Raw genomic sequence first — 14,281 nt, forward strand, 5'->3', positions numbered from 1 at the left:
ATGTCGGCGCAATCGCTGCCGCTGCGCGATGTCCATCTTCCGCCGTCGCCGTCGTGGTGGCCGCTGGCGCCAGGCTGGTGGCTGGTGATCGCGGTCATCGTGCTGGTGGTGGGCAGCGCTTGGCTCTGGTGGTGGCGCCGTCGTCAGCGGGAGCGTCGCTGGTTGGCTGCTTTCGATGCGGAATTGCAGCGCGCCACTACGCCGGCGCAGCGCCTGGCGGCAGTGTCGGCGCTGTTGCGGCGTGCGGCGCGCCGCGTCGATCCGCAGGCCGATCGTCTGCAGGGCGATGCCTGGTTGCAGTTTCTGGACGGTCGCAAGAGCAAGGACCACGTATTTTCGCAAGGCCCCGGTCGAGCCGTGCTGGAAGGCGGCTTTCAACGCGCGCCCGCAGTGGGCGATCTGCCTGCGGTAGAAGCGCTGGCGCGGCAGCGCTTTGTGGCGCTGATGCGGGGCAAGCGATGAACTGGTTGCAATGGTCCCAATGGCAGGATGCGTTGGCGCATTGCGCCTGGCCGTGGGCATGGTGGTTGATGCCGTTGCCGTTGCTGATGTGGTTCTGGCCGCAACGGCGCGCCGATGCGGCTGCACTGCGCGTGCCGTATGCGGAGCAGTTGCAGGCGGTGGCGCAGGCGAAAAGCGCGCCGACGTTGCGGATGCCGCGTTGGTTGGCGTGGCTGGGTTGGTTTTTGTTGTGTGCCGCGCTCACGCGTCCGCAGCAGCTGGGCGAAGTGATCCAGCCGCCGCGCGAGGCGCGTCAGATGATGCTGGCGGTAGATCTTTCCGGCAGCATGAGCGAGCCGGACATGGTGCTTGGCGGCAAGGTGGTGGATCGCCTCACGGCCGCCAAGGCCGTGCTGTCGGACTTTCTGGATCGGCGCGACGGCGACCGCGTCGGCCTGCTGGTGTTCGGCCAACGCGCGTATGCGCTGACGCCGTTGACCTCGGATCTGACCTCCGTGCGCGATCAGTTGCGCGATAGCGTGGTGGGCTTGGCCGGGCGCGAAACGGCGATTGGCGATGCGATTGCGCTGTCGGTCAAGCGGCTGCGCGAACAGAAGCAGGGCCAGCGCGTGGTGGTATTGCTCACCGATGGCGTCAACACCGCTGGCGTGCTCAATCCGTTGAAAGCCGCGGAACTCGCCAAGGCCGAAGGCGTGCGCGTACACACCATCGCGTTCGGTGGCAGTGGCGGTTACTCCTTGTTCGGGGTGCCGATTCCGGCCGGTGGCAACGACGATATCGATGAAGACGGGCTGCGCAAGATTGCCCAGCAGACCGGTGGGCGCTTCTTCCGCGCCCGCGACACGGAAGAACTCGCCGGTATCTATGCCGAGCTGGATCGGCTGGAACCGGTCAAGGGGCTCGGGCCTTCGATGCAGCCGCGGGTTGAGCGTTACTACTGGCCATTGGGCGCGGCCATCGTCATTGCGCTGCTGGCCTATGTGCTGCCGCGGAGGTGGCGATGAATGCGCTGACCGAGTTGGCCGCGTCGCTGCAGGCCTTGCATCTGTTGCGTCCCATGTTGTTGTGGGCGCTGCTGGCGATCTTGCCGGCGGCGGCACTGTGGCACTGGCGTCGGCGCGATGCCGATGTCTGGCGGCAAAGCGTGGATGCGCATCTGCTGTCGAAATTACTGGTCTCCGGGGGGCGGCGTGGATGGCGGGGCTTCGTGCTGGCTGCGCTGACCTACACGCTTGCAGTAGTCGCGATGAGCGGGCCGAGTTGGCGCCAGACCGAGCGCCCGGTGTATCACTCCAGCATGCCGTTGGTGGTGGTGCTGGATCTGTCGTCCAGTGCCAACGCAACCGACTTGCCGCCATCGCGCCTGCTGCAGGCGCGTGCCAAGCTGGCGACGCTGCTGCGCAAACGCGCGGGTGGCGAGGTTGCCTTACTGGTCTATGCGGACGAGAGCTTTACGGTTGCGCCATTGACCGAAGACAGCGCCAATGTGGCCTTGTTTCTGGATGCGCTGTCGCCGTCGGTGATGCCGGTCGACGGTAAGCGTGTCGACCGCGCTATCGATGCGGCCGCTCAGCTATTGCAGCAGGCCGGGTTCAAGCAGGGCGAAATTCTGCTCGTCAGCGATAGCGCGGATCGTTCCGCCGAAAGTGCCGCGCGGACGGCGCGTTCGCGCGGCTTTACCGTCTCTGCGCTCGGCGTGGGCGGCGAGCGTGGCGTGGCGTATCGCACGGCCAGCGGCGAGATTGCGCAGGCCAGGCTCGACGAAAGCAGTCTGCGCGACCTGGCCGGGCAGGGCGGTGGACGGTATGCGCGCATCGCGCCGGACGATGGAGATCTGCGCGCCTTGGGTGTGCTCGATCCGTCGCAGCAGCCACTGGCAGATGAAACCGCAGAGTCCGATGGCGGCAAGACCTGGCTCGACGACGGCTATTGGCTGGTGCTGCCGGTGATGCTGTTTGCCTTGCTGGCGTTTCGCCGCCGTGCGGTCGTGGCAGTGCTGGCAATGTTGTGCGTGCTGCCGCTGGCGCAGACTGCCCACGCGGCCGATGGCAGCTTGTGGCAGCGTGCCGATCAGGTGCAACAACAGCGCCTGGATGCCGGCGTGCAGGCGTATCGCAAGGGCGATTTTGCCGCGGCGCAGAAGGCGTTCGAAGCGGTGCCAACCGATGAAGGCCTGTATAACCTCGGTAACGCACTGGCACGACAGGGCCAGTACGACGCGGCGATACAGGCCTACGATCGTGCGCTCAAACACCATCCCAATCAGCAGGACGCCATCGCCAATCGCGCGGCGGTCGATGCGGCGCGCAAGCGGCAGCCGCGGAACAACAAGAATGGCAAAGGCCAGTCCAAGGACCAGAAACAATCTGCTCAGAATGGGAACGGGCAACAGCAGTCGGGCCAGAATCAGCAGAACAGCAAATCCGGCCAGGACGAGCAGAAACAGCAGGACGGCAAGACCCAGCCCTCTGATGTGCAGAGGCCGCAGGACGGCAAGTCGCAAGATGCGCAGTCCAAGAACGGGCAGGGCGAGCAACGCAAGCAGGACACGCCACCGCAGTCTGCCGATGCCAAGGCACAGCAGCAGGCGGATGAGGCGCAGCGTCGCAAGATGCAACAGGCCATGGCGCAGGCGGGCGACAAGCAGGCGGAGGCAAACGGCAAGCAGGAGGCCGCAGCCGCCAGCGAGACGCCGGAGCAGCGCGAGCAACGCCAAGCGGTGGACGCGTGGTTGCGGCGGGTGCCGGACGATCCGGGCAGTCTGCTGCGCACCAAATTCCGGCTGGAATACGAACGTAGGCAACGGGACGGACGATGATCGGCAGATACCACTTGCGTCGCGCGGCAATCGGCATGCTGGCCAGCGTGGCACTGTTGGCGTGCGCGCCGGCGGGTGCGGTCACGCGCGCGTGGCTGGATCGCGACAGCGTCACTGCCGGCGACGTGGCGATGTTGAATATCGAAACCGACCAGCGCGGCGTCGACCCGGACTACTCGCCGCTGCGCACCGACTTCTCGCTGGGCGCCAAGAGCGCCAATCAGCAGATGCAGGTGACCAATGGTTCGGTGACGGTGCGCGCGCTGTTCGGCGTGGTGCTGACGCCGCGCAAGAGTGGCGAACTGATCGTGCCGGCAATACGCGTGGGCAATGAGCGCACCGAACCGCTGCGCTTGCAGGTGGTGGCGTCGGCGAACGATCCGATGAGCAACGGCAATCGCAGTGGTGGTAACGGCAGCGCCGCTGCCAGTGGACCAAGCGAGGCGCAGGATAATGAAGACGTCTTCGTCCAGACGCAGGTGGACGACCCGCAGCCTTACGTGCAGCAAAGTGTGGGCGTGGTGGTGCGGTTGTACTACGCCAATCAGCTGGCATCGGGTGAGCTGGATCTTGAGGCCCCGGATGGTGCATCGATGCAGCGCGTCGGCGACGACGTCAGCTCGGTCAAGGTACTCAACGGACGCCAGTACCACGTGGTGGAGCGGCGCTATCTGTTGGTGCCCGAGCGTAGCGGCCGTCTGTTGCTGCCGCCGGCCCGTTTCAACGGGCGTTCGGTGGGTGGGTTTTTCGACGATTACTTCGGGCGCGGCAACGGTGAGCTGAGTGCGCGCAGTGCCAGCATTCCGCTGCAGGTGCGCGCGCAACCGGCCAACGCGCCGCAGCCGTGGCTGCCATTGCGCAGCCTGCAGTTGCGCTACACCAGCACGCCGCAGCGGGCGACCGCCGGTGAGGCGGCGCAATTCGTGGTGGAAGCCAGCGCGCGCGGCGCCACCCAGGCGCAGTTTCCCGAATTGCCGACGCCCAGCGTGCCCGACGCGCAGGTCTTCGCCGAGCCGCCGCAGTTCGAAGAACGCTTCGTGGATGGCTCGCCGCAGCTGCGATTGATCCGACGCTATTCGATCGTCCCCAACCGCGCCGGTCCGTTGGTGGTCCCTGGGTTGCAGGTGGCATGGTGGGATGTGGCTGCAGCTGCAGCCAAGACCGCTTCACTGCCCGATCTGACGCTGAATGTCGCGGCGGGGAGCGGTGCTTTTGCGACACCCGCGCCGTCACCGGCTGCGAACCCGGCGCCAAATCAATCGACGCCGACGACCGATCGCACGCTCACCCTGCAACCACCATCGCCGGCCCGACCGCCGTGGGGCTGGATCGCGGCGGCGATGGGGTTTGCGATTTTATGGATTGCCACGCTGGTGTGGGCAGCGATGCGTCGGCGTCATGCTCCGCGCGCGACATCAGGCGGGAACGACGGCAATGGCAGCGCTGTGCCAGCGATGGGCAGGCGCGCGACCCACGGCGTGACCGAGTTGCGCCGCGCGCTCGACAGCGGTGGCATGGACGATGTGGCCACCGTGCTGTGCGGCATGGCCGGCGTGGGCGATATCGACAGCGTGTTGGCAGCGCTGGCAGATCCTGCCCAACGCGCTGCAGTGGCGCGAATGCAGCGCGCCCGCTGGGGCGGCGATGGCGATGTGGCGGGTGCGCGGTCGGCACTGCGCGAGGCCTTCGCCAAGGGGCCACGCTGGCGGGACGCGAGCGCTGCAGAACCTGAGGTGCTGGCGCCGTTGTATCCGCCTGCGCGCTGATCGCCTGCGCGGCATCGGCAATTGACTGAGGGTCGAGAAGCGGAGCTTCCTTGTGCATCGCTGTAGCTCTTGGATCGGCTAACAAGGTCTATGCGGTCGCCAGGCGGGCGTGGCTGGCGTTCGAAACTTGCTTCCTACTCGTGCGCTTCGGTTCTTGGCGCCTCGCCACATCCATCTGGCAACTGCTCGCTACGCTTTGTGGGTTTTGTTGGCCGCGCTTGATTCGGGATATCTGCCGTGTTGCCGAGGGCAAGGCGTTGGCGGCTGCCATTTGGCTGCAGGGCCCTTGCCCGCCCACCATCGCGGGACGCGCCGCAAGTACGTCCCTGAAGGCTCCTTGGCGGCATCCATGCCGCCAAAGGTCCCGCGACGGTGAGCGGGCAAGGGCCAGTCGTGTCGGTCGGTGCGGATGGGCGAGCAATGCACCACGTCGCTCTGCGATCCATGGTGCTCGCTGGCGACACCTCTCACTTTTGCACCAACGTCTGTCTGATGCGAATGCTGACGTTTGCATCGGCAAGTCAGCGCGCGCGCCGCGATCAGCGCTTTCAAGCAAGCACCGACCAACGTCATGGCGCGGTGTCCCTACCGCCTGCGGGACCGTGTGGCGGCATGGATGCCGCCACCGAGCCTCCACGGACGGATTCACGGCGTGTCCCGGAAGTGGTGAGGGCACCGCGCCCTCGACCAGCTCGGCTTTAGCGCATCCCTTCGACTCAAGGCTCAAGGCGTGAGCCGTATTGAAATTAGTTGATGGCACTGGAAGCTCACGCGCCAATCGCTAATGGCAATGGCAATGGCAATGGCAATGGCAATGGCAGCCTGCATGTACGCGAGCATCCAACCACGAGCACTCAGCAAACCCACCCACCAACAAGGTGCTGCAGTCAGCGAATCGCTCCCTGATTCACGCCGAGCCAAGTACCGGCCGCAGTTGCCTGGCCTTGCTCGCGATGGGTGTTTTGCCGTTGCAACGCTCGCACCAACTGCCCTCTCAGGGCACGCCTACCCTTGGGCAGTTGCAGCGCGGCGTGGCCGCCTCGATGGCGTTTGTTAAGCTCCAGTCTTTCGTATCCAGATCAAGGCTTGACCAGATGACAGCGTCCCCAGCCACGCGCCGCCCGGGCCTGCCCCTGCATTGGAAGATGGGCATTGGCTTCGCCGTCGGCCTGTCGTTGGGTCTGGCTGTCTACTACCTGGCCGGCAGCGACGCCGAGTGGGTGCGGCTGGTCACCAAGTACGTCACCACGCCGTTCTCGCAGATCTTCCTCAATCTGATCTTCATGCTGATCGTGCCGCTGCTGTTTTCGGCGCTGGTGATGGGCATTTCCGACATGGGCGATATCCGCGCGCTCGGTCGGGTGGGCTGGCGCACCCTGGGCTATACCGTGGTGCTGTCCGGCATTGCGGTGCTGCTCGGTCTGGTGCTGGTCAACGTGCTCAAGCCCGGCGCGGGCGTGGACCCGCAGCTGGCCAATCAACTGATCCAGGAAAACGCCGAGCGCACCCGCGAGATCATTTCCAGTTCCGGTACCCAGCCGCAGGGCATGGATATGCTGTTGTCGATCGTGCCCAGCAACGTGATTGCCGCAGCGTCCAACAATGGGGCCATCCTGTCGCTGATGTTTTTTGCGGTGATGTTCGGCGTGGGCATGGTGCTGACCGCCGATGAAAAGGTTGCCACGTTGCGGCGTGGGATCGAAGGCGTCTTCGAGATTTCGATGACCTTGATCGGGCTGGTGATCCGCCTGGCACCGTATGCGGTGGCCTGTTTCATGTTCAACCTGGCTGCGTTGTTCGGCTTCGATCTGTTGATTCGCCTGGGGGCCTACGTGGGCGTGGTGGTGCTGGCGCTGGGCCTGCACATGGTGGTGAGCTACGGGCTGGCAGTGAAATTCGCCGGGCGCTCGCCGCTGGGCTTCTTCAAGCAGACCCAGGAGGCCACACTGATGGCGTTCTCCACCGCCTCCAGCAACGCGACCCTGCCCACCGCCTTGCGCGTGGCCGACGAGATGGGCCTGCCGCCGCGCGTGTCGCGTTTCGTACTGACGGTGGGAGCCACCGCCAACCAGAACGGCACCGCGCTGTTCGAGGGGGTGACGGTGATCTTCCTGGCGCAGTTCTTCAACGTGGACCTGAGCATTGGCCAGCAATTCATGGTGATGCTGGTCTGCATCCTGGGCGGCATCGGCACTGCCGGCGTGCCGTCGGGCTCGCTGCCGGTGGTGGCGCTGATCTGCGCGATAGTCGGGGTCAACCCGGTGGGCATCGGCATGATCCTGGGCGTCAATCACTTCCTGGACATGTGCCGCAGCGCGCTCAATGTCACCGGCGATCTGGCGCTGACGACCCTGGTGGCCAAGGGCGAGGAATAGGGAGTCGAGAATCGGGAATGGGTAAAGCGGGCTGTTGCGATCGGTACGTGTGACGGGAGCTCATCTGCTACCGCGGCAGGGGTTGCGCTGCCAGTGGCGTTAGCGGCCCACCCGCAACGCTGCATCCGATTCCCCATTCCCGACTCCCGATTCCCCTAACGCTGTGTATGGGAGAATAGCGGTCTCCGCTTCCAGCGGTGTTCCCCTCCGCTTCCATAGACGCCCATGACCCAGCCCACCCGCCGCCAGCTGGCCAACGCCATCCGTTTTCTCGCCGCAGATGCGGTCGAAGCCGCCAAATCCGGCCATCCCGGCATGCCCATGGGCATGGCGGACATCGCCGAAGTGCTGTGGAACGATTATTTCCGGCACAACCCGAACAACCCGCAGTGGTTCAACCGCGACCGGTTCGTGCTGTCCAACGGCCACGGCTCGATGCTGCAATACGCGCTGCTGCACCTGTCCGGCTACGACCTGCCGATCGAGCAGCTCAAGCAGTTCCGCCAGCTGCACAGCAAGACCGCAGGCCACCCGGAGCGCAGCGAGACCCCCGGCGTGGAGACCACCACCGGTCCGCTCGGGCAGGGCTTTGCCAATGCCGTGGGCTTTGCGCTGGCCGAGAAGTTGCTGGCGCAGCGCTATAACCGCCCGGAGCTGGAAATCGTCGATCACCGCACCTGGGTGTTCATGGGCGACGGCTGCCTGATGGAAGGCATTTCGCACGAAGCCGCCTCGCTGGCCGGCACCTGGGGCCTGGGCAAGCTGGTGGCGTTCTGGGACAACAACCAGATCTCCATCGACGGCAACACCGCCGGCTGGTTCAGCGACGACACCCCGGCACGCTTCGAGGCCTATGGCTGGCACGTGATCCGCGATGTAGACGGGCATGACGCCGACAAGATCAAGGCGGCGATCGAAGCGGCGCTGGAAAACGGCGACAAGCCGACCCTGATCTGCTGCCGCACCAAAATCGGCTTCGGTGCGCCCACCAAGGCCGGTAAGGAATCCTCGCACGGCGCGCCGCTGGGCAAGGAAGAGCTGGAAGGTGCGCGCAAGGCGCTCGATTGGCCGTACGGCCCGTTCGAAATTCCCGAAGAGATCTACGCCGGCTGGCGTGCAGGTGGCACCGGCACGCTGCGCCAGGCCGAGTGGGAGCAGTTGTTCGATAAGTACGCCACGCAGTACGCCAGCGAAGCCGATGAGCTGACCCGCCGCTCGCATGGCGAGCTGCCGGCCGACTTCATCGCCCAGGCCGATGCCTACATCGCCAAGGCGCAGCAGGACGGCCAGACCATTGCCTCGCGCAAGGCCTCGCAGCTGGCGATCGAAGCGTTCGCGCCGCTGCTGCCCGAGTTGATCGGCGGCTCGGCCGATCTGGCGCATTCCAACCTGACCTTGTGGAAGGCCAGCAAGTCGGTGGCCACCGACGACCCGGATGCCAACTACGTGTATTACGGCGTGCGCGAGTTCGGCATGACCGCGATTGCCAATGGCCTGGCGCTGCATGGTGGCTTCATTCCGTTCGACGCCACCTTCCTGGTGTTCAGCGATTACGCCCGCAACGGCGTGCGCATGAGCGCGCTGAACCCGGCGCATGCCATCCACGTGTACACGCACGATTCGATCGGCCTGGGCGAAGACGGCCCGACCCATCAGCCGGTGGAGCACCTGGCTTCGCTGCGCTACATCCCCAACAACGATGTGTGGCGCCCGGGCGATGCGGTGGAATCGGCAGTGAGCTGGAAGGCTGCGATCACCCGCAAGGACGGCCCGAGCTGCCTGATCTTCAGTCGCCAGAATCTGCAGCACCAGCCGCGCAGCGCCGAGCAGATCAAGCTGATCGAACGCGGTGGCTACGTGCTGGCCGATGCCGAAGGCGGCACGCCCGACGTGATACTGATCGGTACCGGTTCGGAAGTGGGCCTGGCGGTGGAAGCCAAGAAGACGCTGGATGCGGCCGGCTTGAAGACGCGCGTGGTATCGATGCCGTCGACCGATGTGTTTGATCGTCAGGATGCGGCGTATCGCGAATCGGTGTTGCCGAATGCCGTGCGCAAGCGCGTGGCGGTGGAAGCGGGCGTGACCGGCTTCTGGCGCAAGTACGTCGGCCTGGATGGCGATGTGGTCGGCATCGATACCTTCGGCGCCTCGGCACCGGCTGATCAGCTGTACGCGTACTTCAAGATCACCGCCGAGCACGTAGTGCAGGCAGCCAAAGCACTGTAACGCCTTGCGCGGTGCGTGAAAGAAAAAGCCGGCGGAAGCCGGCTTTTTTGTTGGATCTCGTGCGCGATGCGCGGTCCGTCATCGTTCAACGGACGCCTTGCGTGTTTCAGCGCGCGTCGTTGGCCAGCGCCGCTGCACGGATCTCCGGGCGTCTGACCCAGGGTTGGAACGCTACCTTCGTACACCGCCCGCGATGCCGATGACGTGTCCGTCAACAAGCAGCTTCCGCCCACCACCATCGAGCTGTTCAGCAGCTACACACCGCAGGGCGAGTGGAGCGACCTGACCGTTGGCGGAGGCGTCAACTGGCAGAACCGCATCTACTACGTGGGCCTGCTGTACGGCACCGCGCAGCAGAGTGCGTACGCCCTGGTCAGCGTATTCGCGCGCTATCGCCTGTCGCCGCAGTTCTCGGTGCAGTTCAATGTCGACAACCTGCTCGACAAGCGCGACTACGCGCAGATCGATGCGGGCCATGGCGCCTGGGGCGCATCGCGCAACGGCATGCTGACCTTCAACTACACGTTCTGAAGGCGCACTGCATCGGGCGTTTTGACGCTCGCTGTGATCGACACATGGCACAGGCATTTTGCGAACGATGCCTGTGCTTTTTTATGTGAGTCTGATGTGTCGCAACGTGCAGAGATCACGTCGCGCGTCCTGATGTGGCAGCTCCACGTTCTGACCCGGCACATAGTGGGCGTCGGTGACGGTCGGTGACGGTCGGTGCCTGGCGACCACTGGCACAGCAACGTGTGAACGATGCGGTTGCATATCGCGTGACTATTTTGCGGCCTGCATATCGCGCAAAGAGTCTCCCAGGCGTCCGTGTCGAGCAGTCACGTTGTCTGGCCGATATGCAAGTTTGTGCGTTGAGACAGCGGACTGCGTCGTTGGGGGCACGGCCTTGCGGCGCATGACCGTCGACAACGCCACGACTGCGATGCGAGAACTGCACTGCCAGCGTTCGCGTCGCACGCCGCCCTCCGCTACACGGCAAGCTGGGCATCTACGCATGCGGCTCAGGGCACGAGCGGCCGCAGATGCGGTGCCATCAGCTCCGCTACCCAGTCCATGAAAGCGCGCACGCGTTGCGGCAGATGGCGGCGCTGCGCGTAGAGCAGCGTCACCGGCATCGGTTCGGCGGCCAGGTCGGGCAGGATTTCGATTAGCGCGCCGCTGTCCAGATATGCGCGGAGCGGGCTGGCCGGGTCGTCCAGGCAGTGCGGTGTGCCGCGGCGGGCGAGGTACTGCGCGCTGGCGCAGCTGACGATGCGAAATGCACCGAGCGGCCGTGCGACCAGACTGGTGTCTTCCAGTGTGCCCACGCGCAGCACGCAGTCGAAGCCCTCGCGCACCACATCCACGCGGCGATCGGTGCCGCTGATTTCCACTTCCAGCTGCGGGTGCTGCGCGAGGAACGCGGGCAGGGCCGGAATGACAAGTGACGTGCGATGCCAGCCGACATATCTACGCGCAAGCGCCCACGCAACTGGCTGCGCTCGCGCTGGAACATGCCCTGCAATTCGTCCATGTCATCGAGCAGGTCGCGGCTGCGCTGATAGAACGCGGTGCTGTCGCCGGTGAGCTGCACGCGCCGTGTGGTGCGGTGCAGGAGTTGCGTGCCGAGCGAGGCTTCCAGCCGTTGCACGGCGGTGGAGACGCTGGCCTCGGGCAACCCCAGGCTATCGGCAGCGCGGGTAAAGCTGCCCAGCTCGGCCACGCGCAAGAAGGCTCGCAGCGACTCCATGGTGTCCATCGATTGGTCGGTAGTCTTGAACGGTGTAATCAGGGTGAGCGGATTTATGCGGCATCGCAAGCGCACTAGCCTGGGCGCTCACTACTCGCGGAGCACACGCATGTCGACCACCACCACTACCCCCATCACCGTGATGACCGGCGGCAGCCGCGGCCTGGGCCGTAACGCGGCGCTTGCGCTCGCTGCCGATGGCAGCGACATCGTGTTGACCTACCGCAGCCAGGCCGATGAGGCCGCCGCTGTGGTTGCCCAGATCCATAAGCACGGCCGGCGCGCGCATGCCTTGCAACTCGATGTTGCCGACGCCGATTCTTTCGCCGCCTTCGCCGCGCGGTTGAAGCAGGTGCTGGCCGGTTGGGGACGCAGCCAGTTCGATGCGCTGGTCAACAATGCCGGTACCGGCCTGCACGCGTCCATTGCCGACACCACGCCGGCGCAGTTTGATGCCCTGGTCGCCATCCATCTCAAGGGCCCTTATTTCTTGACGCAGGCGTTGTTGCCGCTGATTGCCGATGGCGGGCGCATTCTCAACGTGTCCAGCGGCCTTGCGCGTTTTGCGCTGCCCGGTGCATCGGCCTACGCGATGATGAAGGGTGGGGTGGAAGTGTTCACCCGCTATCTGGCCAAGGAGCTTGGGGCACGCGGGATTCGTGCCAACACGCTTGCGCCGGGCGCGATCGAGACCGATTTCAACGGCGGCACCGTGCGCGACAACGTGCAGGTCAACGCGATGGTGTCCTCGGTCACTGCGTTGGGCCGCCCTGGTCTGCCAGATGACATCGGACCGGTGGTGGCTGCGCTGCTTGCACCTGGCACCGGCTGGGTCAATGCGCAGCGCATCGAAGTCTCGGGTGGGATGTTGATCTAAGTGCTAGGTGCGACGGGTCAATCGATGAGCACGCTGGGGAGCGCTGAAACAGCAATGTTTTCGCATCGCCATCCGCTCGCGCTGTTTGGGCGGCATGTGCCCGCACGCGAATCAGCGTGCGGATTTTCATCGACATCGAGAGCCACTAACGAAAACAGCCTGCGCACATGCGCAGGCTGTTGGAGACTTCCACTCGGGCGACTGCCCTACTGCAAGGGTTGATTGCCGTGCAGCACCGGATAGGGATTCAACGCCTCGCCCTTCCACCACTGTTTTTCCGGCCCTAGCCGATGAATCTCGAAGTGCAGATGCGGTGCGGCGGGGTTCGCATTGCCGGTGCTGCCCACATAGCCGATGACCTGGCCGCGCTTGATCGATTGCTTCTCTGCCAAACCGTCGGCATAGCGCTCCAGGTGCGCGTAGTAATAGCAATACTTGCCGTCGGGTTCGAACTGGTAAACGGTCAGGCCGCCGCGGTCGCTGGTGAAGAGTTTCTCCACCGTGCCGTCGGCGACCGCCACAACCGGAGTACCGGTTGGCGCAAGGATGTCGATGGCATCGTGCACGCGGCCTTCGCTACGCGCATCGGTGAAGGTGTCCTGCAGCTGGTTGGCGCCGACACCCTGTACTGGAATCAGCAGACCAGCGCCCGGTGTCGAGGTATCGACACCAGGCGCTGGCGTTGATGCCATCGGCGTGTGGGCTGGCGCCGCAGCGGTTGCCGGCACTGCGGCAACCGAGGGTGCTGGAGCGGGCGCTGCCATCGGTGCGGCACTCGCGGTATTGCGGTCTGCTGCCATGGGTGCCGCGCTCGAGGAGGGCTCCACTTTTGCTTCCGGCGCAGTGCGTTCCAGCCACCAATAACCGGCGGCACCCAGCACGACACCCACCAGCAAGGTCATCAGCAGCTTCATGCTTACTCCTGCATCACCACCGGCACAGAAGGGCCAACGACGCTGGCCAGGTTGACCACGTCCCAGTTGGTCAGACGCACACAGCCGTGCGATTCGGTCTTGCCGACATGGCCGGGTTCCGGTGTGCCATGCAAGCCATAATGCGGCTTGGACAGATCGATCCAGACGCGCCCGACCGGATTGTTCGGGCCCGATGGCAACGTGGCCTTTTGATCGCCCTTTTTCGCGTCCCAGAACAGCTTGGGGTTGTACTTGAAGACCGGGTTGCGCGAGATGCCCAGGATTTTCCAGTGGCCGATCGGCAACGGATCGTGCTTGCTGCCGGAAGACACCGGAAATTGCGCATACACCTTGCCGTCGGCATCGAACAGCCGCAGCGTCGAATCGGATTTATCCACCACCAGCTTGGCCGGCTTGGCCAGCGGCGGCACGCCGTCGATGTTCGGTACCTGGATCACGCTGCCGGCCTTGCTCAGATCCACGCCAGGATTGAGATGGCGTAGCAGAGCGGGATCTGCATGGAAACGTTCGCCCAGTGCTTCATCGACCGAGACGTATCCCAGCGTTGTCAGCTTGGCCTGTTCCGCAGGTCCCTTGGGAATCGCCTGGAACGGGCCGGCGACATCTGCGTCGGTGAGCGTGTACTGCACCAGGGCCGGCGTGGCGTCGGCCTGCAAGGCCTGCCAGGTGGCGTCATCCAGCTCGCCGGTGACCTTGATGTTGTGGGCGGCCTGGAAACCGGACACTGCGCGCTTCTGATTGGAACCGCGCGCTCCGTCGATCTGGCCCGGCGAAAAATGCGCGCGATCCAGCAATACCTGCGCGTGCAGATCCGAACGCGCTCCGGTGGGGACCACCTTGCCCGCAGGAGCGGCCGCGGGTGCCGGTGCAACCGCAGGCGCGGGTTGCGGCGCTTGCGCCAGAGCAGACAAACAGGTGCCCAGTGCCAGGGCAAGCAGGCAAACGCGAACGTAGGGGCGTGATGGCATGTGCAGGTCCGAAAGAGGCATGCGCGCACCTTGCCGCAAACGGCTGCGCTTTCTGCGTGAAATCGCTGCACCGCTACTGACTGAGCGCGCAGTGCGATACGGCA

At 65.0% G+C, this 14,281-nt stretch carries 9 protein-coding genes and 2 pseudogenes; 8 read left to right on the plus strand and 3 right to left on the minus strand.

Features of this window, described 5'->3' with window-relative positions:
* From XBLMG947_RS03475 to XBLMG947_RS03505, 7 genes and pseudogenes are all read left to right on the plus strand, one after another.
* Window positions 1–462, plus strand: a complete 462-nt coding sequence (locus tag XBLMG947_RS03475) for a DUF4381 domain-containing protein (protein WP_065466397.1) — start codon at window positions 1–3, stop codon at window positions 460–462.
* Window positions 459–1,466 (plus strand): vWA domain-containing protein, encoded by a 1,008-nt coding sequence (locus tag XBLMG947_RS03480; RefSeq protein ID WP_065466398.1) that lies wholly within the window; start codon window positions 459–461, stop codon window positions 1,464–1,466. The genes XBLMG947_RS03475 and XBLMG947_RS03480 overlap by 4 nt, the downstream gene beginning before the upstream one ends.
* The gene (locus XBLMG947_RS03485) at window positions 1,463–3,280 is read left to right on the plus strand and encodes a VWA domain-containing protein (RefSeq protein ID WP_065466399.1); all 1,818 of its coding nucleotides are present in this window, start codon (window positions 1,463–1,465) and stop codon (window positions 3,278–3,280) included. Before XBLMG947_RS03480 ends, XBLMG947_RS03485 begins: the two co-directional genes overlap by 4 nt.
* On the plus strand, window positions 3,277–5,046 hold the full coding sequence (locus XBLMG947_RS03490) for a BatD family protein (protein WP_065466400.1): 1,770 nt from the start codon (window positions 3,277–3,279) through the stop codon (window positions 5,044–5,046). Before XBLMG947_RS03485 ends, XBLMG947_RS03490 begins: the two co-directional genes overlap by 4 nt.
* Before the next feature lie 1,094 nt (window positions 5,047–6,140).
* Complete coding sequence (locus tag XBLMG947_RS03495; RefSeq protein WP_083992821.1) at window positions 6,141–7,421, plus strand: dicarboxylate/amino acid:cation symporter; 1,281 nt, start codon at window positions 6,141–6,143, stop codon at window positions 7,419–7,421.
* A 225-nt stretch (window positions 7,422–7,646) separates the two neighbouring features.
* Window positions 7,647–9,647: a transketolase gene (tkt, locus tag XBLMG947_RS03500; protein ID WP_065466402.1), complete on the plus strand. Its 2,001-nt coding sequence runs from the start codon at window positions 7,647–7,649 to the stop codon at window positions 9,645–9,647.
* Between the two features lie 140 nt (window positions 9,648–9,787).
* Window positions 9,788–10,178, plus strand: a pseudogene (locus tag XBLMG947_RS03505) (TonB-dependent receptor domain-containing protein); the annotation flags it as partial.
* A 491-nt stretch (window positions 10,179–10,669) separates the two neighbouring features.
* Here the strand turns inward: XBLMG947_RS03505 and XBLMG947_RS03510 are convergent.
* Window positions 10,670–11,472 (minus strand): annotated as a pseudogene (locus XBLMG947_RS03510) (LysR family transcriptional regulator).
* 34 nt (window positions 11,473–11,506) lie between these two features.
* Between XBLMG947_RS03510 and XBLMG947_RS03515 the strand changes: the two are divergent.
* Window positions 11,507–12,274: an SDR family NAD(P)-dependent oxidoreductase gene (locus XBLMG947_RS03515; protein ID WP_065466404.1), complete on the plus strand. Its 768-nt coding sequence runs from the start codon at window positions 11,507–11,509 to the stop codon at window positions 12,272–12,274.
* Between the two features lie 206 nt (window positions 12,275–12,480).
* On the opposite strand, the gene XBLMG947_RS03520 is transcribed toward XBLMG947_RS03515, so the two are convergent.
* Together XBLMG947_RS03520 and XBLMG947_RS03525 are read right to left on the minus strand one after the other, a co-directional pair.
* On the minus strand, window positions 12,481–13,188 hold the full coding sequence (locus XBLMG947_RS03520) for a M23 family metallopeptidase (protein ID WP_065466405.1): 708 nt from the start codon (window positions 13,186–13,188) through the stop codon (window positions 12,481–12,483).
* 2 nt (window positions 13,189–13,190) lie between these two features.
* On the minus strand, window positions 13,191–14,120 hold the full coding sequence (locus XBLMG947_RS03525) for a L,D-transpeptidase family protein (RefSeq protein ID WP_181093065.1): 930 nt from the start codon (window positions 14,118–14,120) through the stop codon (window positions 13,191–13,193).
* Window positions 14,121–14,281: the final 161 nt, after the last annotated feature.

The organism is Xanthomonas bromi, from assembly GCF_900092025.1.
Classification (GTDB): domain Bacteria; phylum Pseudomonadota; class Gammaproteobacteria; order Xanthomonadales; family Xanthomonadaceae; genus Xanthomonas; species Xanthomonas bromi.

What these genes read in the sequence shown, in the direction of transcription:
- tkt (WP_065466402.1), top strand. Translation starts at nt 7,647, where the DNA reads ATGACCCAGCCCACCCGCCGCCAGCTGGCCAACGCCATCCGTTTTCTC.
- XBLMG947_RS03495 (WP_083992821.1), top strand. Translation starts at nt 6,141, where the DNA reads ATGACAGCGTCCCCAGCCACGCGCCGCCCGGGCCTGCCCCTGCATTGG.
- XBLMG947_RS03520 (WP_065466405.1), bottom strand. Translation starts at nt 13,188, where the DNA reads ATGAAGCTGCTGATGACCTTGCTGGTGGGTGTCGTGCTGGGTGCCGCC.
- XBLMG947_RS03485 (WP_065466399.1), top strand. Translation starts at nt 1,463, where the DNA reads ATGAATGCGCTGACCGAGTTGGCCGCGTCGCTGCAGGCCTTGCATCTG.
- XBLMG947_RS03475 (WP_065466397.1), top strand. Translation starts at nt 1, where the DNA reads ATGTCGGCGCAATCGCTGCCGCTGCGCGATGTCCATCTTCCGCCGTCG.
- XBLMG947_RS03480 (WP_065466398.1), top strand. Translation starts at nt 459, where the DNA reads ATGAACTGGTTGCAATGGTCCCAATGGCAGGATGCGTTGGCGCATTGC.
- XBLMG947_RS03515 (WP_065466404.1), top strand. Translation starts at nt 11,507, where the DNA reads ATGTCGACCACCACCACTACCCCCATCACCGTGATGACCGGCGGCAGC.
- XBLMG947_RS03490 (WP_065466400.1), top strand. Translation starts at nt 3,277, where the DNA reads ATGATCGGCAGATACCACTTGCGTCGCGCGGCAATCGGCATGCTGGCC.